This is a genomic window from Microcoleus harperi Pol14_C6 (assembly GCF_036701295.1).
Taxonomy (GTDB): domain Bacteria; phylum Cyanobacteriota; class Cyanobacteriia; order Cyanobacteriales; family Microcoleaceae; genus Microcoleus.
Window position 1 is genome coordinate 206,695 of sequence record NZ_JAUBQN010000001.1, and the last position, 21,019, is coordinate 227,713.

A 21,019-nucleotide genomic window follows, 5' to 3' on the forward strand; every position below is an offset into this window, starting at 1 on the left:
TTGTCGATCGCACTCCGTAAATCAAATAAGTAACTAGGTAAAATATCTCTGCAATGGAAAAAAAGCATAACGCTGGATTGTGGGTATCAGTATTATACTTCGCTCAAGGTCTCCCTTACACCGTCGTTAATTTAATGTCGGTGATTTTTTTGAAAGGTATGGGAACCAGCAACGAACTCATCGGATTGACAAGTCTGTTGTCTTTCCCTTGGGTTTTAAAAGGTTTGTGGGGGCCAGTTGTTGATTTGTATTCCACCAAACGCAAATGGATTTTAGCAACCGAAATCATTTGTGCTTTTCTGTTTGCTTTCCTAGCTTTTGGCGTGTTAACGCCGGCACCGATTATTATATCGCTTGTTATCTTTACGGCGATCGCATTTGTATCAGCTACTCACGACATCGCTATTGACGGATTTTATTTAAACACTCTCAATAAAGACCAACAAGCACTATTTGTCGGGGTTCGCAACACGGCTTATAGAGGTGCTGTCATTGCCGGTAGCGGTTTATTGGTGTTCTTAGCCGGGAAACTGGCCGAAAACCATTTAGTCACCGGAAATACAGGCGACACCAAAATCTATCAAAACATTCCACTGTCACTTTTCGGTTCGGATTTTAGCGTGTCTGCGCTTAACTACGGATGGGCGACAGCCTTTGGCATTTGTGCGATTATGTTTGTGCTGATATATCTCTTTCAGCGGTGGTATCTTCCCTATCCTAGAAATTACGATCTGGAATCCGACACCCCCCAACAGACAACCAGCTTTATCGAAGCCTTTAAAACATATTTTCAGCAAGATAAAATTGGTTGGATTGTGGCTTACGTCTTGATTTTTCGATTGGGCGATGCCTTGACGTTTAAAATGGCTCCGCCCTTTTTGATGGATAAAGTTGAGAAAGGAGGATTAGCAGTTTCTACGTCGGATATGGGCTTATTATCCGGTACTTTAGGGGTAATGTTTCTGTTAATTGGAGGGTTGCTGGGCGGCTATTTAATTGCGAAACAAGGATTGAAAAAATGGATGTGGCCGACGGCTATTCTGCAAAATTCAACTAACGTGCTGTATTGGCTGTTGGCAATCAATCAACCGGGGATTGAATGGGCTTATGCTGTAAACTCGATCGAGCAATTTACTTACGGACTTGGCGTAGCTGCCTATACAGTGTTCTTGATGCGGACTGTCCGCCCTGAATACGAAGCATCTCACTATGCAATTACAACTGCTTTTATGGCCGCAGGAGTGCTGATTCCGGGCGTTTTTAGCGGCTACTTGCAGGCGAACCTCGGCTATCAAAATTATTTTTTGATGAGTGCACTGGCTGTGATTCCCGGTATGCTAACCATTTTCTTTCTGCCCCTAGAAGATGAGAAAAAATTAGCATCCATGCCCCGGCCTGGACTGGACGATTTCGATTAATATCAAGTCCGGTCGCTATAACTATAAGATTCGGGCGGGGGTGGGTTTACCAATATCTGCACTACTTTTTCGATATTCCCCCGAACCTGCCCCTACAGGAATATGGATGTTTTTAATCACTAACTGGTATAAATTGTGCGTGCCTTCATAAGATAAAATAAGGACACAACAATGTTGTGTCCCTACCCAATATCTGTATTGCCAGCCGCCAACTAAATTGAAATAAAGTCACTAGCTGTTAGGGGACTACTTGAAAGGCCGGGAATACTGGCAAGAACTTCGCCGTTACTGGCAATTTCGATCGTCGTTATAAAATCGCCTGGAGTAACTCTCAGTTGGTTGAAGCTCAAACTTCCGCTCAAACCGATTAAATCTTGACCCTTTTGAAAGTCTATAAGTGTATCTGTACCGGCACCTACTCCTAACACAAATACGTCGCGTCCAGCGCCACTGATTAAGAGATCCGCACCCGCTGCACCAATGAGTGTATCGTTTCCTTCTCCCCCGCTCAAATTGTCATCCCCTTTGCCGCCTAATAGCAGATCGTTGGCGCTGCCACCGCTGATAATATCGTTGCCTTTGTTGCCGCTGAGGGTGTCGTCTCCCCCATTGCCAGTGATAATATCGTCCCCTGCGAAACCTGATGCGGTATTGTTAGCATCGTCGCCTACTAAATTATTAATTTGGGAGGCATCCAGAGCAGTTTGCATTGCCACAACGTTTGCTAAAAAGGAGGTTCCCGGAGTGGTTCTTAATTTCTCTAAACTGCTGCGGGATTCCAGCGATGTTCCCAAGGCTGGCAGTGTAAAGTCTAAGCCAGCTAACAGCTCTAAATAATCGGAATCTGTGAAAGTGAAATTAGGGCTGCTCAACTGGTCTACAGAAATTTCTGTCTGAGTAAAGCCGGGAGGTGGATCGGTTAACAAACCGCTTTGCGTGTGCTTGTCCAAGACCAGTAGCGGGCTGATAATCGGGTCAGTAAATTTTTGAAGAACTACTTTCCCGGGGATAAAAGCTTCTCCTCCCAAACTCACAAAATCGCCGCTAACTATGTAGTGAGTTACATTTTTTCCGGCGCCGACTTTCTGCTTGAATGTATTGACTGTACTCTGAGCAACTCCGGGAGAATTGAAGGTGACAACATCTCCAATAGTAGATGTAAATTCGGTCGCGGCTAGTTGCGTTATGGCGCCGCCTAAGCTGTGTCCGAGAATGTCTGGTGGCAAGCGACTGGGGTTTTTTGCTGTGTCTTGACTGATTTGGGTCAACCAATTTCCTAACGCTTGTTTGTTGGCTTCAAATTGGTTGAAACCTGTGCCGCGCGGGTCTGCGTTGGCAATATCGTCTACGGGCGAGTCGGTGCCGCGAAATACTAAAACGGGCGGTTTGTCTGGGGTGGTGGAAATTAAGCCGATCGCGTGAAATCCAGTCGCGGGATCGTCAAAAGTGCGATCGATTTGATAGCCAGCAGCACTCAAGCCTGTTTGAACTAAAGTTTGAAACTCGGGATCGTCATCTATGTAAGCAAGTTGCTTGGCTATAGTTTCGTAAGCGGCGGGGGAGGAGGGCATATTTTTTTATTTCCTGTCGTTTGAGGGGGAATTAGTTTTTAAGCTACTTAACTAAGTTTACTATAAACTTCGTTTATTGACCATATTAATTGGTCATTTTTAGTAGCTTTTTAGGGTCAGATTGATAGAGATTTTTTAATACAAAAAAACCATCTCGGTACCAAACCCAGGCAGGTTTCGCGCCACCAAAAATACAAATTTTGAGCACCCTAAAGCTATACAAAATCTACCCGCGTAATATCGCTTGCCACTACGCCTCTGAGAGTAGCAAGAATTTCGCCAGTAATCGGGATAGTAATTAAAGCTCCGTCAACACCTTGGGTTACTCTAACTTGAGGAAAAGTTAGACCCCTCGACAGTGTAATTAAATCTTCACTATCTTGAAAATCTAAAATCACATCTGCTCCGCCGCCGGATTCCAATACAAAGCGATCGCGCCCCGCACCACCAATTAAAAAATCGTTGCCCAACTCGCCGGAAACCAAATCGTTTCCGTCGCCACCCTCCAAATAATCGTTATCTCTGCCGCCGTACAAGAAATCGTCGCCATCACCACCGGTGATGCTGTCATTACCTCGATTGCCTCTGAGAGTATCGTTACCACCGTTGCCGATAACTGTATCCTCTCCGGGGCCCCCGGTAGCAGTATTGTTCCGAGCGTCCCCTGATAAATAATTCGGTTGTAAGGGAGCTAAACCGTACTGCATTTGTCTGATTAACTGCACAAAAGAAAATTCTGGTGCTGTTCTCAAACTCTCTGCACCGCCTCTGGTTCTGATGGCGACTGACACATTGGGCAGGGCGAAATTCATCGCAGCGATAAACTCGTTAAAATCTGAGTCGTTGTTATAAGCAAATTCGGGACTGTTTAATTGTTCTACGGAAATTTGCCTCTGCAAAAAACCCACGGGCGGAGTAGTTAACAAATCTTCAGTTCGATGTTTTGCCAAAACAGTTAAGGGATTAATACTCGGATCTGTAAAACTTTGGATAAATACTTTACCCGGAATAAATGCTTCCCCAAACAAGCTGACTACATCTCCGCTGACAATGTAGTGAGTGACATTTTTGTTGCCTGCCCTGCTGAGATTTCTCCGAAAACTGGTGAATGTACTCGCTGATACTCCCGGAGAGTTGAAAGTAAAGATATCGCCGGTCAGAGATGTGTATTCGGTTGCTACAATTTGAGCGACTGCTCCGCCCCAACTGTGCCCGATGACATCGGGCAATAATTGGTTGGGGTTTTTACCAGTATTTTGACCGATTTCTGTGAGCCAGTTTTTGATATTATCTTTGTTCTTTTCAAATTCAGGTAAACCAATGTCCCGCGAGTCTGAAAAGATAGCGTCGCCGTCGATAAAATCTGTACCTTTAAATACGAGGGCGGGCGGGTTTTCGGGATTGGATGAACCGAACCCGATCGCATAAAAGTTTGTTTCTGGGTCGTCGAATATGCGATCGATATAGTAGCCATTAGTATCTAGGAAACTGGAAACTTCATTTTCCGCGTTAGGTTTTTGATTCAAAAAAACAATTGACTTAGCCAGAGCTTCATAAACAGCAGGCGAGGCACTCATAATATTAGATTTTCTGTTAGTTGGTATTTGCGATCGCTCTCTTCTTGAGCTAATTGTCCAATGGCAGCCATTATAGCTGACAAGATTTGTATGGTACACTTGATAATATCAACTCAAGAATTAAGTTTTTGCGGTTATGGGTATTATTCGTCAATACATTGCTCCATTGATAGCGGTATTAGTATTTTTCGCGGCTCTGGTAGCAGTCAGTGCTCGCATCTTTTTGCCGGGTGACATGGCTGCCCCGGCACCGATTGAGGAAGCGATCCCCCAAAAGCAAGCTGCCGTAGTGAATCCAATTTTCTTGGGGCTAAATTATTCCGCTTTGCGTGTCCGGTGAGCTGATGTCTGCTCCATTAATACCGGGCTACGGGCTGCGCTCAGGATCGGGAGTCGATCGGGCAAAACTGGTAAAGTTTATGCACCGGACTTACCAAGAGCTTTACCCGGATGGGGAATTGGGACATTTGGCTCAAACTGTCGAGCAGTATTTTTCTAACCAGACGCCGGTTTGGTGGGTAGAGTGCCAGAAAAACACCCAGGAAGAGGCAGAAATTTTGCCGGTGCTTCCCTCGCAGTATCTCAATCCCCAATCTCAAGCCCAAAATCTCCAATCGGTTGTCGGATGTTTGTGGTTGGGAAATGCGATCGACCAAACCACCGGAGAACGCTACGCTCACATTTTTTTGCTGTACGTAGCACCGGAACATCGCCGTCTGGGGATCGGTGCAGCTTTAGTTATTCATGCTGAAAATTGGGCGCGCGAAAGGGGCGATCGGCAAATTGGTTTGCAAGTATTTCTGAGCAATCAGCCGGCGGTGAATCTCTATCAAAAATTAGGCTATCAAAGTCATTCTGTCTCTATGCTCAAGTCTCTTTAAAAAATAAAAGGTAATGTTTGTAGTAAAGACTAAGAGTCCTAATACTAAAAGAATCTAAAAACTTTGTGACTTTAGGGGAAATTAAGTCTTGACTACGAACTTTAAGGAAGACTGAAGTCCTCACTATGAACCACATGAGGCCTTCAGTCCTCCTTCGGGATACTTTTATTGGTATTATCCTAGTTGCTGTTGACCGTTGTCTGAGTTGCTCAGGAGCATCCTCAGTACGGTAAAGTTTTTTTATGAACAATAACGACTACTCCAACGCCCTTGATACTGACACGGAACTGGAAAGCCCTTTGGATCAATTTGACGACTCCCAACCCCCGCTGCCAGATCCCGAGGAAATGCTGCCTTTGCTGGAATCCCCAGAACCTCAGCACCGGATGATTGCGGCGCGGGCTTTTTGCGAACTGCAGGACGATCGAGCAATTTCGCATTTAATTAATTTATTGAGAGACGGTTGCCCCTTGGTGCGGGTAAGCGCGGCCTATGCTTTGGGGCGAAATCCGAGTCCCGATGCTGTGGAACCGCTGATTCTTCAGCTTAACCGCGATTGGAACGGTTACGTTCGCAAAGGGGTAGTTTGGGCGCTGGGAAATTGCAGGGATCAGCGCGCTTTGCCATCTTTAATTGATGCTCTGAAAACTGATATTTCGGCGGTGCGTTTGTGGGCGGCGAGTTCTCTGGGTCAAATGGCAAAAGTTGGTTACTCTGTGGTGATTGCGGCGATTCCGCCGTTGATTGAAGCGCTGCGGGGAGATTCTGTATCTGCTGTGCGGAGCAACTGCGCTTGGGCGATCGGGCAACTGGCCCGCGAATTGCCGAATAATATAGTGTACGCTGGGGCGATCGATGGTCTGATTGAAGCTTTAGAAGAAGATGAAGATATGGGCGTGCGGGAAGATGCTAAATCTTCACTCTTGCGAGTTGGCGACCCGCGTGGATTGCAGATAATTGAAGACTTAGAAATGGAAGGACTTTTGTGATATAATTACCACAATCAAACACCACTTACTAATTCCAAATTATCAGTTTCATCAATCCTAAGACAGAATTTGGTTTCAAAAAAATCTTTGCTTCGCCCCAGAGCAAAGACATTTTGATTAGCTTCCTCAATGCTATGCTCTATGACGCACAGCCAACCATTGAAGACTTAGAAATTATTGACCCTTACGCCGCGCCGAGCGTTACTGGATTAACAGACACTGACCTGGATGTTAAAGCCAAAATTACAGGCAACAAAACTGTGATTATCGAAATGCACGTAATAAATGTAGAAGCTTTTACTAAACGGGTAGTGTACAATGCAACCAAAACCTACGCAACTCAACTCAGACCTAGGGAAGGATACTCTAAATTAAATCCTCTGATTGCTTTAACAATTACTGATTTTATTTTGTTTGAAAATACCGAAAATTTTTTCACTAATTTTGTATTTAAAGAACTCGAAGAAAACTTCGAGTATTATAACAGAGAAATCGAATTAGTGTTTGTCGAACTGCCCAAGTTAAACCTAGAACTAGAACAAGTCGAAAACATAATTCAAAGCTGGATTTATTTTATCAAAAATGCTCCTCTATTCGAGGAAATTCCCGAAAAATTTGCATCAATACCCGAAATTCAAACAGCTTTTTCCATCGCCAGCAGAACTAATTTAACCCTTAAGGAATTAGAGGAATTAGAAAAGCGGGAAATGTTTTTTGAAGACCAGCGCGGTGCTATTATTAAAAGCCGCAAAGAAGGCATAATAGAGGGTCAGATAGCATTAATTCTCCGTCAAATCGCGCGCCGCACTGGTGAAATTTCGCCGGAAATTCAAACTCGCATCCAGCAGCTATCTCTCGAACAATTAGATGATTTAGGAGAAATCTTGTTAGATTTTACCAGTCAAGATGATTTGATAGCTTGGTTGGAATCGGCTTCAGCATGAATTTATAACTTTTGCACTCCTGATACTAAATCCGGCTTTAATACCCCCTTTATTCTTTAGTCGCTGCGGGCGGACTGTGTTTGTGTAATAGCGGTTTCAACCGCCGAGTTTCTAATCTAATAAGTCTGGTTCCCGGCGCACTATCATGTCATAAAGCGGTTGAAAGCTAAACCATCCCATGCGGTGAGACCCTACTTGCTGCTGTGTTAAACGCGCACATTCTGGCTTGATGAGAATTGGTTTTCCCGCTGCTTCGGCCATTAACTGCGCTTGACAAGAACGTTCCATTGAAATAAACCACCAAGCCGCTTCATCTACTGTTTGACCTACTGTTAACACTCCGTGATTTTGTAAAATAATAGCTTTTTTCTCACCTAAAGTTTTGGCGATGCGTTTAGCTTCTTCGATTTCCAAAACAACTCCGGTGTAATCGTCAAATAAAGCTTGGTCTTCATAAAAAGAACAAGCATCTTGCGTCAGCGGGTCAAGCCGGCGGCCCAAACTCGACCAACTTTTGCCGTAGGGAGAATGAGCGTGGGCTGCTGCGATTACGTCGGGGCGGGCGCTGTGTACTTGGGAATGAATGGCAAATGCTGCTTCGTTTACGGGTTTATTTCCTTCAACAACTTCACCTTTGTGGTTGACTAAAATTAGGTCGCTGACTCGAATTAAACTGAAGTGCATTCCAAAAGAATTGACCCAGAAATGGTCTAGGTGTTCGGGGTCGCGGACGGTGATGTGTCCGGCAATTCCTTCGCTAAATCCGAAGCGGGCAAATAATCGGAATGCGGCGGCTAAACGTTGTTTGCGGTGGCGGCGTTCTTCTTCAAGTGAGTTGAATGTTGGGGGTTGAATGGTGACTTTGGGGATTTTTAATGCGACCATATATTTTATTAGTGAAAAGACAGGAGGCAGAGCCTCCGAATCGGCATTCCCAGTCAGAGACTGGGAACGAGATAATTGGGAACTGTGGGACAGGCATCTTGCCTGCCCTACTGACTGGCGACTTCACTGAGGCGCAAACCTGCGATGTTTTTGCAGTCAAAGGTGGCGTTGTTGCCGGGGCGACGTTCGATTAATTCGAGAATTTGTCCGGCGGGGTTTTGCAGAAACCACTGGGTTAATGAGCCGGAGTTTAGAGGATGCTCTGATAGCGGTTTAAAGTTTTTATTTTGCCATATTTTAGCAGCATTCTGCACGTTTTCGACTCGAATCGCGACGTGGTGAACTGCTTCTAATCCTCTTTCTTGCTGGAAGCGGTCTGTTTGGTCGCCCGGTGCGTGGGGCGCATCTAATACTACTAAGCCGCCCGCTGGCATTAATAAGGTCATTAAATGCAGCCACAAGTCGGAGGGAACATTAATGTTTTCCGCACAAAAGTTAATCGGGAACAAGTCGGGGCCTTCAACTGTTTTGGCGCCGAAGGGGTAAAAAGATTTGGCGTAGTTTTCGAGTTCGGTGCGGCTGGGAAATGTGATGACAAAGTGGTCGATTGAAACTGGTTCCCCGTACAGGTTTGTCTCAAAAATCCAGTTGGTTAAAAATTCAGGATTTGTAAATTTTGGGTTAAGTTCCACCAAGCCATTTTTTTCTATCAAAGGTGAGTCAAGATGGCTGTCAGTGTGGTTCGGGAATTTTAGGGTTTTCAGCTTAACGTTTTTCATGTGTTTGACCCCGATGTGGAAGGAGGCAAAACTGCGAATTTCTTCTACAGGCTCAACAGCAATCACATTTTGTGCCTCTTAATTCAAAAATAACACAAAATTTAATAATTTCCCGTCTAAATCGAGTTCATTTGCCGATCGCGTTCCCGGCCAACCACGCCGTAGTCCAAGCACTTTGGAAGTTGAAACCGCCCGTCACGCCGTCGATATCCAAGATTTCGCCAGCAAAGAAAAGTCCGGGACAGCGGCGGCTTTCCATTGTCTTAAAATCGACTTCTTTGAGGTTGACACCGCCGCAGGTGACGAACTCTTCCTTAAATGCGCCTTTTCCGGAAATCTGATATTCGCCTTGAACGAGTTCTAGCAGGAGGCGATCGAGGATTTTGTTAGATAAGTCTGCCCAGCGTTTTTGCTCGTCAATGCCGATCGAACTTGTCAAACGTTCCCAGAGGCGGCGCGGCACCGGAAACGGACAGCTAGAGACAATCAATCGGTGCGACAACTGCGACTTAACTGCTAGCAGTTGCTGCCGCAAAACTTCCGCATTGTACTGGGGAAGCCAATTAATCAGCACAGATGTTTTATAATGGCGATCGTGCAAAAATCTCGCACCCCAAGCAGAAAGTTTCAGGACAGCAGGCCCGCTTAAACCCCAGTGAGTAATTAGCAAAGGCCCGCTTTGTTCTAATTTAGCTCCCGGCAATTTCACCTTAGCATTAGGAACAGAAATTCCGGCTAAATCTTTGATTCTGCTGTCGGAAATATTAAAAGTAAATAGAGAAGGAACGGGCTGTTCTACAGTATTACCTAACTCTTTTGCCCACTTATAACCCGAGGGATTGCTGCCTGTAGTGAGAAGAATGCGATCGCACTTAAATGTCTCCCCCGACTTCAACTCAATTTCAAACCTAGGGGCGGTCTCCCCTTGTTCGCCCTCTGCGTTATTCCCGGTTAATTTCCTTACTGAAACTACTGCATCGCCGGTGCGAATTTTTACGCCTGCATCCTCAGCAGCCCGGATCAAACAGTTAACAATAGTCCCCGAATCCTCGGTAATCGGAAACATTCGCCCGTCTTCTTCGGTTTTCAACTTCACGCCGTGACCGGCAAACCATTCTACAGTATCGCGCGGTTGAAATCGAGTAAAAGCACCGCGCAGAGCTTTTCCACCTCTGGGGTAATTCTGCACTAAAATACCAGGGTCAAAACAAGCGTGAGTAACGTTGCAGCGCCCGCCGCCAGAGATGCGAACTTTTGCCAGGAGTTGCCTGCCAGCTTCTAGTAAAGTGACCCGGGCCTGCGGGTAGGTTTTGGCACAGGTAATTGCACTAAAAAAACCTGCAGCACCGCCGCCAATGACTGTAATTTTGAGGATTCGATCGGACAAATTTTTTCTCGCTTATTCTGGTTCAAAATCGGATTTTGCCGCCCCGCAAGTGGGACAAACCCAATCGTCGGGGATATCTTCAAAGGGTGTACCGGGAGCTATGCCTCCGTCGGGGTCGCCTTCTGCTGGATCGTAGACGTAATTGCAAACTGTACAAACGTATTTTTGCATTTGCTTAACTCAATTTTATATCGTAAGCCTATAGATTGTACTTGACAACACAACCTATTGCAATACCAGAAAAATTAAATCTTTCACAAGTTACAATTCACAATTATAAAATAGACCTCTTGAAAAAATAAATAGGACGGGCTAGAAGCCCATCCCACAATTTGATTAAAAAGACTGAGACAATATTTTCTAATCTAAACTCTCAAATATTACAAGCCTCTAGAACCCAAGTTCTAGAGGCTGCATTCTATCTTTTATTAGTTAACCGCGATCGGGAAACTAGACTTTCGCTAAAGGCTTAGTCCAAACGCCGTTTTCATCTTCTTCGTACTGCTGGTGAATGGCATTCCAAGCGGTGTGTTCCGCTTGTATGGAGTCGTTGCTTTCATCAAATGCGGCGTTGTAGGATTCCATAAAGGTTTTTTGAGCAGCTTCCGACAGGTGCGATCGCACTTCTGGAGATAAGTCTGCCGGACTATTGCAGCGACCTTTGACAGCGCGCGGCAGCGTCATTTCGCTAACTGAAACTTCTTCGCCACCTGCACTTTCTAGCAAGAGTTGAAATTCGCCCGATTTATCTGCGGGAACTTCTGCCATCACGAGAAATTCGCCTGCTTCAACGCGGGTTTGATAGATAGTTGCTTTGTCTTCGGGCATTCCCAAAGCGACCAAAGCGGAAACTAGACCAGCACCGGCCGAACCTGCGATCGCGCCGCTAGCTGCACCCAACAGTACCGCACCCAGCGGGCCCGCGGAGACTACTGCACCGACAAAGGGAATAAACAGCACCCCGACGCCAGTTAGCAAACCCAAAAAAGAACCGAATAAGGAACCAAAAATCGCCCCGCTTCGCAGACCGCCTAAAATCACATCTTTTTTAGTAAGAAAGCCGGCAATTCTAGTTTTAGACTGAAAGTTTTTTCCCATGACTGAGATGTGGTCGCGGGAAACTCCGCGATCGAGCAACCGCCGAATTACGCCGTCTAATTGTTCTTCTTCCTTAAATACGGCTGAAACTGTGCGTTCGGCTAGGTATTCCTCTGTCATTTTTCCTCCTTGATTTTTTTTCGATTAGTTGTGCTGTTTTTCAGTATATGAGGACACCGGAGGGCAATCGCATCGACCGCGAGATAGAGGTCGATTTATCGGATATAGTTTGAGGATCTATCAAAAGAGTTAAAGATTTTTTTAAGTGCGATTGCTCATCTATTAGAGACAGTTATTCAGATATAATATAACCTTTTAACAATTGCTGTTTTATTATATTTTAACGGCTCAGATTTATCGTACATTCCGATTACAAGCGCTTTTAATCAGCGTTTTCTGCTGCTATATGTGCGTCTATTTTGTGGGGGTTCGCCTAATATTAGGCTAGTACACCATAAATTTGCGATCGAGTCTTATGCGGTTTTTCATCAATAATTTTTTATGGAGTCAGCCCCGCATTAAAATCAATAGCAATATTTTTTACGGTAATTCGGGTTTTGGCGATGGGGGGCGGCAGTCGCCAGTTACCGGCGTGCTGACAATTAGCGTTCCAATCTCAACCGTAGTTGTCATATTTACCTAGATTGAGTTAACTTTATTCTATTGTAACGCAGCTTCATTTCTACCCGATCGCATTTATCAAGGTTAATCAATGCCATTAGCACCCCTGTTTCCTGTCGTTCATCCCATCCTCAAATCGGCTTTTCCCAAATGTCTGTGGACGGGAGATATCAACAGCCGAGAAATTGCCCTCACATTTGACGACGGACCGCACCGTCAGCACACACCTAAACTGTTAAAAATTTTAGATAAATACGACATCAAAGCTAGTTTTTTCTGGCTAGGTTTTTGTGTTGACCGCCATCCAGAAACGGCTAAAGAAGTGTACGATCGCGGACACTGGGTCGGTCTCCACGGCTATCAGCATATATCGTTTCCAAAACTCAAAACCCACGAACTCAAACAAAGTTTAGAAGACACCCAAAAAGCAATTGCCAAAGCTTGCAATTTAGACCCAGAATTAATCCTGGACGTGCGGCCGCCCAACGGCATTTTTACGCCGCGAACATTAGAGTTATTGCAACAGTGGGAATATCGCCCTGTAATGTGGAGTGTTGTCCCGGAAGATTGGGTGCGGCCGGGGGTTAGGAAAGTTATTGGTCGCGTCGTCCAGCAAACTGAAAACGGATCTATTATTGTACTGCACGACGGCTATTGCGGCGGCGAAGATGTTGCAGATTCGGCGGATAAAATAATTCCATTGCTTTTGTATAAAGGTTACAAATTCGTGACAGTCGATCGACTGTGGGAACAGGCCAACATTCAGATAACAGGAAATTAAGTTAATGAAAAAAACACTGTTTATTACATCTCTTTGTTTGGCGAGCGCCGGATGGGCGATCGAGCTTTCTCCTGCTTCCCTAAGTGCGGAAACTCCACTTGTAGTGCAGCAGCCAGCCCCTGGCTTATCCGCGCCTGCCCCCAACTCGAAAACCCCGCAAGTGGAACTGCTAAATCCGGGAGTGGAACCCCGACAGGAACTGCGTTTAAAACCAGCTATCGATGTCAAAGAAACAAGTGTTATGACCGTAAAAATGGATATGGAAATATCCGCATCCGGTCGGTCTTCGCCTGAGGGTAAAATTCCAATATCGGTGATGACTTTCGAGACAAAAGTCACTAAAATTGATCCCAACGGCGATATTCACTATGAGTTTGCTTATACTAACTCAGATATCGCGGGCGATACTGGAAATACCCCGCCAGCCGCGCGAGATGCCATGCGTTCCGCACTCAAAAGCATGGTCGGAGTGAAAGGCTCTTTCATCATGGACAATCGCGGTTTTCATAAAGGAGGTGACATTATTTTGCCCGAAGGATCTGACAACAACCTCAAACAAATGGTTGGACAAATGTCTAAATCTCTAGAACAACTTGCCTCGCCGCTGCCTGCAGAAGCAGTCGGAAAAGGAGCCAAATGGCGCGTTTCTTCTTCCTCTGATTTCAGTGGCATGAATGTGAATGACATTGCTACCTATGAATTGGATAGCTGGCAAGATGGAGTTGTCTCTATGAGTGTAAGTATAGAGCAGCAAGCAAACCCCCAAAATATTACCTCTCCCCTACTGCCTGCTGGAACTACCTTAACCCTAAAATCTTTTAGTTCTCAGGGTCGGGGAAAAGTTACAGGGCGCTTGGATAAATTAATTCCTTTTCGCTCTACTGTGTCTATTAGTTCAAATAGCGAAATGAGTGCTAAAAGTGCTGGCAGTTCAGAAGAATCCACAATCACAACAAAAATGACGATGGAGATGACTTTAGAGTCGAAGTAAGCTTTATTATACAAGTCTAAAAATTAGGGGCATGGCATTGCCGTGTCCTTAGTTGTCGGTAAATTTTTAATAACTGGTATTAAATGGGGTTAATATACCTGATATTATATAAAGTTTCCAAAAGTTTCGATCGCCAATTTGTAAGTAGAGGAGTCTGTTCTATGATTCGATCGCACAGATGGCAAGCTATCATCGGTTTAGTGGTAGCCCTAGGGATAATCATCGGGAATTTAATGTTTCCGGGCTTGAATGTAGCGCCGGCATTTGCTCAAGCTAAATTTAAGGATGTTAACGAGCATTGGGCGCAAGCTTGCATAGAGGAGTTAGCACAGAAAAAAATCATTAGTGGCTACTACGAAGACGGCACTTTTCGCCCGAATCGCCCAGTTAGCCGGGCTGAGTTTGCGGCGATGGTTCGCATGGCTTTTCCCGATGCCAAAACCGTCCGCGCTCCGATCGACTTTGCAGATATTCCAACAAATTACTGGGGTTTTAAAGCAATTCGAGAAGCTTATCAGACGGGTTTTATGTCTGGATACAGTGGCAGTATCTTTAACCCCACTTTGAATATTACCCGCTGGCAGGCTTTGGTAGCTTTAACCAGCGGCTTGAAATATACACCTACGGGCTCGGCGGCTGAGATTTTGGATGCGACTTTTGAGGATGCGCCGCAAATTCCCGAACTGGCAAGAAATGCGATCGCCGCCGCCACAGAAAAACAACTTGTGGTCAATTATCCTGCTGTTAAACAGCTAGAACCTACTCGGAATGCTACTCGCGCTGAAGTCGCAACTTTTTTCTGTCAGGCGATCGCCAAACCCGGCCAAACTGCCTTAGTTCCTGCCCAATATATCGCCCAAGTTCCGGCGAATATCGGCCCGCCGAGAACAACAGAAATCTCGGAAGCGGGGAAAGTTCGGGCAGAAGTTTCTTTCGTAAAAGAAGCAGAAAATGCAAAAAATCTCCGCATCAGAATTATCCGCAACGGTAAAACTTTATTAGAAGAACCAGTGCTCATTCCGACTCGTTCTTTAGTAGATAACCCCGACCAAAGGGCGAGCGAAGAAATATCAGAAGGACGTTTTTTATCGCTACTAATCCGTGATTTAGACGGCGACAAGGAACCGGAAGTGCTGGCAGATTTAGTCTCAATCAAAAGCGGCGTCCGCTGCTGCAATTATTCGTTTATTTACCGCTACGACTCTGGCGCTAACAAATACACTCATATCAAGCATTTCTGGGGCAATGTAAGTTACGAAATAGTCGATTTTGGCAAAAATGATATCCCAGAGTTTAAGAGTCAGGACGGCAGATTTTCCGAGGCTTTTACAAACTACGCTGATTCTCGCTTTCCGCTGCAAATTTGGCAGTACCGCCAAGGTAAAATGCAAGATGTTAGCAAACAGTATCCGGTGGAGGTATACACAAATTCTGCTGAGCTTTGGCTGGAATCTAACAAGCGTTTGAGTGAAAATGGGGAGGTGAAGGGGGTTTTGGCGGCCTTCATGGCGAACAAGTATGTCATGGGTCAAGAGGCGGAAGGTTGGCAGTTGTTGGAGAGAGTTTATCAAGGGCGCGATCGCACTCAATTCTTTGGGAAGTTGCGGGAGTTTTTGGTAAGTACGGGTTATGCCAGTAAGTAGATTTGCAGGTTTTTAACCGCAGATTTAAGCCGATTAACGCGGATTAACGCGGATAGTGTTTGTAGGGGCGGATTTGGTATCTAGATTAGTTGTTCAGTGTTTGGTATTTCGGGCTAAACCCGCCCCTATAAGTTTTTTATAATTACCATGCAAATTCTCTATTCAGATATTCCGCTAATTTCTGATTGTGCGGCTGAAAATACTCGCGCAATCGCTGGTTGACAAAATCATCTGCTGGCTGATAATCACCACCGTTGTACTTTTGATAATTCCCCAGTTGAAAATCTGGCACATTTAAAAACTCAAAAACTTGTTTGATTGTCGCAGCCGGATTGGCATAAAATTCTTCACTCTGCAAAATCAAAAACTGTTCCCTGGAAAAAAGTTTCATCCACTCTTTGAGGCTGCAAGCATAAAGACTCTTATAAATATAATCACAATCTTTCCCAGGATTTTTATCTTCTAAGTTTGTTTCGGTTGCGCCATCAAGCAATTGCAACTCGGAATCGATAGCCTTTTCAAAACTTCTGCGTTCCGTACCGCGTCTCACCAGCATTTGATAGTGAGAAAAAGCCCGATCGACCGGATTTCTCAAAATCACAATCAGCTTAACTTTGGGCAAACAACCGTGCAATCTTTCCGCAGCCAGCGGGTGAGTGAGATAAGTCGGAGTTGCTTCTCCTGTCAAAAAATGATGCGCGTCTATTGTCGGCGGGAAATGCGATCGATACCAAGCTATTCCTTTGTTGAAATGTTCTGAAAAAAAACAAATTTCTTTATTGGCAGCAGGTAAAATCTGAGGGTGCGAAGTGATATATTTGTAGAGAGAAGTTGTGCCGCAACGGGGAGAACCGATGATAATGAAATCCGGCGATCGCGATGAGGCCCAATTCCATTCTACTTGCGACAGTTGCGGGCGAGATGCGACTGTTTGCAAGCGGACTGCTGTTTGAAAAAGTGCGATCGACTCCTGAATTTTTCCCTGCTTGCTGAGCGCTACAGCTAAGTTAATATAGGCTAAGGGAAAATTTGGCAAAATCTCGATAACTTCGCGGTAAAGAGCAACCAGGCTGTCAATCAGAGGAGAATCTTTAGGCAGCGGCGCGTACAGCAAGGGGAAGTAAGCAGCAGTAAAGTTTGGTTGGAGGAGAATGGCTTTTTGGTGACAGGCGACAGCTTCTGCAATTTGCCCGTTTTGTTGCAGCGCTTTTCCCAAATTGTGGTAGGCTGAGGGCGAATTGGGGTTTTGGGCGATCAATTTTTCGTAAAGGGCGATCGACTCTTGCAATTTTCTCTCATCCTCCAAACTATCTCTACAAGTATCTGTAAAAGTGCGATCCTCTCCGAAGGCTTGGCTAACGGCAAAACTCATGCTGGAATCCTGTAATAACCGCGCATCATCACCTTAACATCCAAGTGCTTCATTTTTGCAGTAGAAGCATCGTGAATCATATTTTCAGTCGGTGCAATATAAGCCTCGCCTGGCGCAATTCTCAGCTTCACCACCGGATATTCTGGATAGCGCTGCATAAACTCATTGGTTAACTCTCGCGTCCAGGGTTTTCCAAGATCATAATCAGGACATTCCAGCATTTCAAAAATGTCTATCTCAGTCAAATTCACAAACAAAAAGTAACGGCTGTCCCGCCCTAAATTCACGCAAACCCGATTAGTAGCCTCCTGCTTGTTCGCCAGCGCCAACCCGTCCCAATTATCAGTATGCAAGCCGTTGCGACAACCGCGTTGATTATCAATTGTTGCCGTACTCAATCCCGGCTGCCTGCCTCCCATACCGTTAATAATCGGCGGCGCATCCGACAGACAAAAAGGCTGAAAATACTCAATTAATTTATCGAGTGCCTGTCGGCATTTTTCCTCTGATTTAAACTCAGCAACCTGTAGCGGAGTTGTTAGGGAAGCGATACCGGCAGCAGCAAACAAAGCTAAAACATCCGGCGGTAAACGCACAATTCCTACACCCGAATATGGCGGTGGGGGTTCATGAACCCAAAGCAGTGCAGACTCTGCTGGTGTTGGTTCCCTCCAAGGTTCTTTTGGCATAAAAGCCCCTTCGCAATACGGAATGCGATCGGGTACGCTGTCAAAAGCTAGCTGCGTGCCCGAACTCAGCCACACTCTAGTTGGGAACTCTTTCTGTGTAGTTTCTGACTCCAGATTTTGGCAGCGATAAATTACTATACTTTGACGGAGAGTGGACATTATTTAATATGTATTAATCGCCCAGATCGCAAACGTCGTTTGTAGTAAGAAATGCAAGTTCTTTTTCTTGAATTTCCCGTTATTAGTAAGAAATGTAAGTTCTTTCTTTTCCGTTTCAGGACTTAGGTAAAAAGTGGTTTGAGGTGCTACTTATAGCGGTAAGGTGTGCAGTTCACACCCTACATATATAGAAAATTTTGAGCAATGAGGGCTTTACTACAAACTTTTTACCCTCTAGAAATCTTGCCTAATGAGTGCAATGGGTGCAGTGAGTGCAGTGAGTGCACATCGCTCCTACCTCAACCCCTTCATCATTGGGAAACTGCCAGAGAGTTTGCGTTAAAGTTGCGCGGTCAACATCCTGCCGGGGAACTGAGGAAAGAGTCAAAACGCGGGCTTCATCGTCGGTGCTTTCTACCAAAATTTCGCCCTCAGCAACTTTAATTGCATCTCGGTGCAAAATGCTGATGCCAAACATATCAGTCATCCCCAATTCGGACAGTTTACCTGCAATTTCATTGAGAAATTCTGAGTTATTGACAACTGCTTCAGAGCGTTTAATTGCTGCCGAGACAGCTTCACTAACGCGGACAAATTCTAAGGGAAACCAAACCCAGTTGCCTGATGCTCGATCTTTTTCAACCTTCCACATATACGGAATAGCATCGCCGTATTCTGCTGTCGGCTTGACATAAGCATTGTTGCCGTCAAACTCTTCGACCAACCTTTCGTTACCGGATAGGTCAAAGTGTTTTTGAAGCAAGCAAATACCTACCTGCTTTTGCAAACCGTAACTGCGGATGATAGCACCCAGTTCTGTCATGTTATCCTGGGCTTGCTCTAGCAGGTCTCTTGCCGTGAAAAAATGCTCTAAACTATCGAAAACATCTGGCTTGTAAGATGTCAGCATACAGGTTTAGGTTTCCTTCTAAATATTCACTAGATAGACCATATTTAATATTCTCTCTAATGTCAACTGTTTGGCTGCTATCAACACATTATTTTTTTATATGTAAAATTCCTAAGAATATGTGAAGAGATACAAAAAAATGTTGCTTTTTGAGACGCTAAGCTAAAATAAATATAAACTCTCAGACATTTAATCACTAAAAATGGTATATCCACCTGCACCTTGGAATCTGCAAGGTTATGCTGTTCAGACTTTACAATTGGTAGATGTGGCACGAGTGCGCCCCTTGGTTCCCTCTGAGTTAGAAATAGTCTCTTTATTGCCAGGAAAAACCCTAGGCGGCATTTATATATCCTCCTACGGGTTGGGTTCTGTGATGGAGTACAATGAGTTAATTGTAGTTAGCGCGATCGCCAATTATGCCGGAAAATGGGGTGCTTGGATTTCTCACATTTATGTAGACAATCCTAACTCGGTAGCCGGCGGACGCGAAATTTGGGGACTTCCTAAAGAATTAGCGCAATTTAGTTGGGAAGGCAGCGATTCGGTAAAGGCAGCACCGCTAGGCTACCGCGTCACAGTTAGCCAAGGAAACCGTCAACTGTGCAGCCTCAGTTACACCCAGCAAAGTTTAGCTTTACCCCTGTCTTTGAGCGGAAATGTTTTCAGCGCTGACAGGAGCAATTTGCTGTTGTTTAAAGGAGAGTTTAAATCTCGAGTCGGCTTGATTAAAGGCGAATTAGAAATATCTGAAGAAAGTCATTTTGCCCATTTAAAGTTAGGTCAGCCCTTGCTAACAGTTGCCTGCGAAGATCTGCGTTTAATTGCAGGTGCGCCGCAAATAGTGGGGAACAGATCTGCTGAATTCAGTTATTAACCCTAAAATTGGCGTACATTATAGGAGGAAAGTTCCAATGAGCGATATTGGTTTTACCCACATTGCACTTTCAGTAAGCGATGTAGACAAAAGCATCTCGTTTTACGCGAAGTACGCTGACCTAAAAGTGGTTCACCGCCGTGTAGATCCAATTACATCATTAGATGTTTCTTGGATTTGTGATTTGATTCGACCGTTCGTCATTGTGCTAATTAAAGCACCATTAGTGGATGGCAAACTTTTACCACATTCCCATCTCGGCGTCGCCTGCGAAACTCGTGAAAAAGTCGATCGCCTTTGCAGTGAGGCTGAGTCAGAAGGGCTTTTATTGAACGGCCCTAATGAGTCGGAACCTCCTGTCGGTTACTGGGCTTATCTCCGAGACCCGGACGGTCATACGTTGGAAATTTCTTACGGTCAGGAAGTTAGCGCGCTGTTAGAAAAGTTATTCCCGCAGCCAAAGTTATAAGGTCAAGCATTAAGTTTTCTAGACAGGACTTACGCAAAGCCTAGGTGTCATGCTGAGTGAAACGCTGTGCAACGAAGCATCTTAGCAGATGCTTCGCAACGCTTGTGAATGACAGGATTACGTTGAAATGCGTCCAGAACTGCTAGATTGAGCAACCCCAGTTAATTTAATCACAAATTAACCGGGGCTGCGGGCAATTAATTCGCTGAGTAATTCCTATTTTTAAATGCCAGCCCCCGGAGCGGCTTCAGCTCCCATTTCTAAAATTGTACCGCGAAGGAAATCAATTTGCTGCTGGAAGTCCATGCCTTCAATCTTTCCTAGTAAAGCTTTTCCTGCTTCGGGAAGTTGATAGTCGGGAGGAACAGGAATAATAGTTCCTTCGTCCATTCCTACTGCTAGGAAATACCAAAAAGCCAGCTTGGTTTCAGGACTCATTGAGCCGTACATCCGGCTGATTTCGGTATTTGCTTTTGAGGCAATGTCCCGCATTACTTGTAGTTGTTCTTGGTGGGGCAGAGGCTTGACTTGCTCGAACAAACCCTGAGCGATTTCGGAACCGGAAGCACCGGGAGCCGCTGGCGTTATTGACTTGCCCATTTCGGTGTAAACAAACCACAGCAAACCTAATTGGTCGTCTACACTCAACTTCTTAATATCTGCTTTTCCTTGGTCGTAAGCACTGGTAGTAAAGGTCATTCAAGCCTCCAAAATAATATGTATTGCTCAGTTTTCTGATGTGTGAGAAAACTTTTGTTTGCTACTTAAGTTAAAGTACCTAATAAATAGTGATGCTAGAATCTTGCTTAAGACAGATATGATCCCGGACATAATTTCGGGGAGTAAATTTACCAAAATCGGGAAAATTTGCAACCAAAGGATGAGGCAAATTTGACAATATTGTTGTTAGCGGAGCTCATGATTAGCATTGTTTAGCCGATCGACGATCGCCTATAATCGCAACAGACCTGTATTGAG

21 protein-coding genes are annotated in these 21,019 nt (G+C 45.0%); 10 read left to right on the top strand and 11 right to left on the bottom strand.

Annotated features, from left to right (window positions below; genetic code table 11):
* Positions 1–53 precede the first annotated feature (53 nt).
* The gene (locus tag QUA27_RS00865) at positions 54–1,418 is read left to right on the top strand and encodes an MFS transporter (RefSeq protein ID WP_333065736.1); all 1,365 of its coding nucleotides are present in this window, start codon (positions 54–56) and stop codon (positions 1,416–1,418) included.
* 212 nt (positions 1,419–1,630) lie between these two features.
* On the opposite strand, the gene QUA27_RS00870 is transcribed toward QUA27_RS00865, so the two are convergent.
* Positions 1,631–2,989, bottom strand: coding sequence for a Tle-like phospholipase domain-containing protein (locus QUA27_RS00870; protein WP_333065738.1), 1,359 nt, complete (start codon positions 2,987–2,989; stop codon positions 1,631–1,633).
* A 215-nt stretch (positions 2,990–3,204) separates the two neighbouring features.
* Positions 3,205–4,566 carry an alpha/beta hydrolase family protein gene (locus QUA27_RS00875; protein WP_333065739.1) on the bottom strand — a complete coding sequence of 454 codons (1,362 nt, stop codon included), beginning with the start codon at positions 4,564–4,566 and terminating at the stop codon, positions 3,205–3,207.
* A 136-nt stretch (positions 4,567–4,702) separates the two neighbouring features.
* On the opposite strand from QUA27_RS00875, the gene QUA27_RS00880 reads away from it, so the two are divergent.
* The 4 genes from QUA27_RS00880 (at position 4,703) to QUA27_RS00895 (ending at position 7,380) form a co-directional block, all read left to right on the top strand.
* Positions 4,703–4,906: a DUF8624 family small hydrophobic protein gene (locus tag QUA27_RS00880; RefSeq protein ID WP_333065740.1), complete on the top strand. Its 204-nt coding sequence runs from the start codon at positions 4,703–4,705 to the stop codon at positions 4,904–4,906.
* A gap of 4 nt (positions 4,907–4,910) precedes the next feature.
* Positions 4,911–5,447 carry a GNAT family N-acetyltransferase gene (locus QUA27_RS00885; protein WP_333065742.1) on the top strand — a complete coding sequence of 179 codons (537 nt, stop codon included), beginning with the start codon at positions 4,911–4,913 and terminating at the stop codon, positions 5,445–5,447.
* Positions 5,448–5,689: 242 nt separating this feature from the next.
* Positions 5,690–6,436 (top strand): HEAT repeat domain-containing protein, encoded by a 747-nt coding sequence (locus QUA27_RS00890; protein ID WP_333065744.1) that lies wholly within the window; start codon positions 5,690–5,692, stop codon positions 6,434–6,436.
* Positions 6,437–6,477: 41 nt separating this feature from the next.
* Positions 6,478–7,380 (top strand): Rpn family recombination-promoting nuclease/putative transposase, encoded by a 903-nt coding sequence (locus QUA27_RS00895; RefSeq protein WP_445251461.1) that lies wholly within the window; start codon positions 6,478–6,480, stop codon positions 7,378–7,380.
* A gap of 111 nt (positions 7,381–7,491) precedes the next feature.
* On the opposite strand, the gene QUA27_RS00900 is transcribed toward QUA27_RS00895, so the two are convergent.
* The 5 genes from QUA27_RS00900 to QUA27_RS00920 all read right to left on the bottom strand — a co-directional run bounded on the left by QUA27_RS00900 (position 7,492) and on the right by QUA27_RS00920 (position 11,649).
* The gene (locus QUA27_RS00900; protein ID WP_333065745.1) at positions 7,492–8,265 is read right to left on the bottom strand and encodes a class II aldolase/adducin family protein; all 774 of its coding nucleotides are present in this window, start codon (positions 8,263–8,265) and stop codon (positions 7,492–7,494) included.
* Between the two features lie 107 nt (positions 8,266–8,372).
* Positions 8,373–9,110, bottom strand: a complete 738-nt coding sequence (locus QUA27_RS00905) for a hypothetical protein (protein WP_333065746.1) — start codon at positions 9,108–9,110, stop codon at positions 8,373–8,375.
* Between the two features lie 61 nt (positions 9,111–9,171).
* Complete coding sequence (locus tag QUA27_RS00910) at positions 9,172–10,431, bottom strand: BaiN/RdsA family NAD(P)/FAD-dependent oxidoreductase (protein ID WP_333065748.1); 1,260 nt, start codon at positions 10,429–10,431, stop codon at positions 9,172–9,174.
* A 12-nt stretch (positions 10,432–10,443) separates the two neighbouring features.
* Positions 10,444–10,602: a rubredoxin gene (rd, locus tag QUA27_RS00915; protein WP_333065750.1), complete on the bottom strand. Its 159-nt coding sequence runs from the start codon at positions 10,600–10,602 to the stop codon at positions 10,444–10,446.
* Positions 10,603–10,881: 279 nt separating this feature from the next.
* On the bottom strand, positions 10,882–11,649 hold the full coding sequence (locus QUA27_RS00920; RefSeq protein ID WP_333065752.1) for a ChaB family protein: 768 nt from the start codon (positions 11,647–11,649) through the stop codon (positions 10,882–10,884).
* A 592-nt stretch (positions 11,650–12,241) separates the two neighbouring features.
* On the opposite strand from QUA27_RS00920, the gene QUA27_RS00925 reads away from it, so the two are divergent.
* The 3 genes from QUA27_RS00925 (at position 12,242) to QUA27_RS00935 (ending at position 15,565) form a co-directional block, all read left to right on the top strand.
* The gene (locus QUA27_RS00925; RefSeq protein WP_333065753.1) at positions 12,242–12,931 is read left to right on the top strand and encodes a polysaccharide deacetylase family protein; all 690 of its coding nucleotides are present in this window, start codon (positions 12,242–12,244) and stop codon (positions 12,929–12,931) included.
* A 4-nt stretch (positions 12,932–12,935) separates the two neighbouring features.
* Entirely contained in the window at positions 12,936–13,922 is a 987-nt protein-coding gene (locus QUA27_RS00930; RefSeq protein ID WP_333065755.1) for a DUF6263 family protein, read from the top strand.
* A 161-nt stretch (positions 13,923–14,083) separates the two neighbouring features.
* A complete protein-coding gene (locus tag QUA27_RS00935) occupies positions 14,084–15,565 on the top strand; it encodes an S-layer homology domain-containing protein (RefSeq protein ID WP_333065756.1) in 1,482 nt (493 codons plus the stop codon).
* Positions 15,566–15,707: 142 nt separating this feature from the next.
* Here the strand turns inward: QUA27_RS00935 and QUA27_RS00940 are convergent, their stop codons facing one another.
* The 3 genes from QUA27_RS00940 to QUA27_RS00950 form a co-directional block, all read right to left on the bottom strand.
* Positions 15,708–16,937, bottom strand: a complete 1,230-nt coding sequence (locus tag QUA27_RS00940) for a sulfotransferase family protein (RefSeq protein WP_333065758.1) — start codon at positions 16,935–16,937, stop codon at positions 15,708–15,710.
* On the bottom strand, positions 16,934–17,785 hold the full coding sequence (locus QUA27_RS00945; RefSeq protein WP_333065759.1) for a hypothetical protein: 852 nt from the start codon (positions 17,783–17,785) through the stop codon (positions 16,934–16,936). Before QUA27_RS00945 ends, QUA27_RS00940 begins: the two co-directional genes overlap by 4 nt.
* 247 nt (positions 17,786–18,032) lie before the next feature.
* The gene (locus tag QUA27_RS00950; RefSeq protein WP_333065760.1) at positions 18,033–18,695 is read right to left on the bottom strand and encodes a glycerol-3-phosphate ABC transporter substrate-binding protein; all 663 of its coding nucleotides are present in this window, start codon (positions 18,693–18,695) and stop codon (positions 18,033–18,035) included.
* A 202-nt stretch (positions 18,696–18,897) separates the two neighbouring features.
* On the opposite strand from QUA27_RS00950, the gene QUA27_RS00955 reads away from it, so the two are divergent.
* Both QUA27_RS00955 and QUA27_RS00960 read left to right on the top strand, forming a co-directional pair.
* Entirely contained in the window at positions 18,898–19,572 is a 675-nt protein-coding gene (locus QUA27_RS00955) for an acetoacetate decarboxylase family protein (protein WP_333065761.1), read from the top strand.
* 37 nt (positions 19,573–19,609) lie between these two features.
* Positions 19,610–20,041, top strand: a complete 432-nt coding sequence (locus tag QUA27_RS00960) for a VOC family protein (protein ID WP_333065763.1) — start codon at positions 19,610–19,612, stop codon at positions 20,039–20,041.
* A 222-nt stretch (positions 20,042–20,263) separates the two neighbouring features.
* Here QUA27_RS00960 and QUA27_RS00965 read toward each other — a convergent pair whose 3' ends face one another.
* Positions 20,264–20,740: an orange carotenoid protein N-terminal domain-containing protein gene (locus tag QUA27_RS00965; RefSeq protein WP_333065765.1), complete on the bottom strand. Its 477-nt coding sequence runs from the start codon at positions 20,738–20,740 to the stop codon at positions 20,264–20,266.
* Positions 20,741–21,019 lie beyond the last annotated feature (279 nt).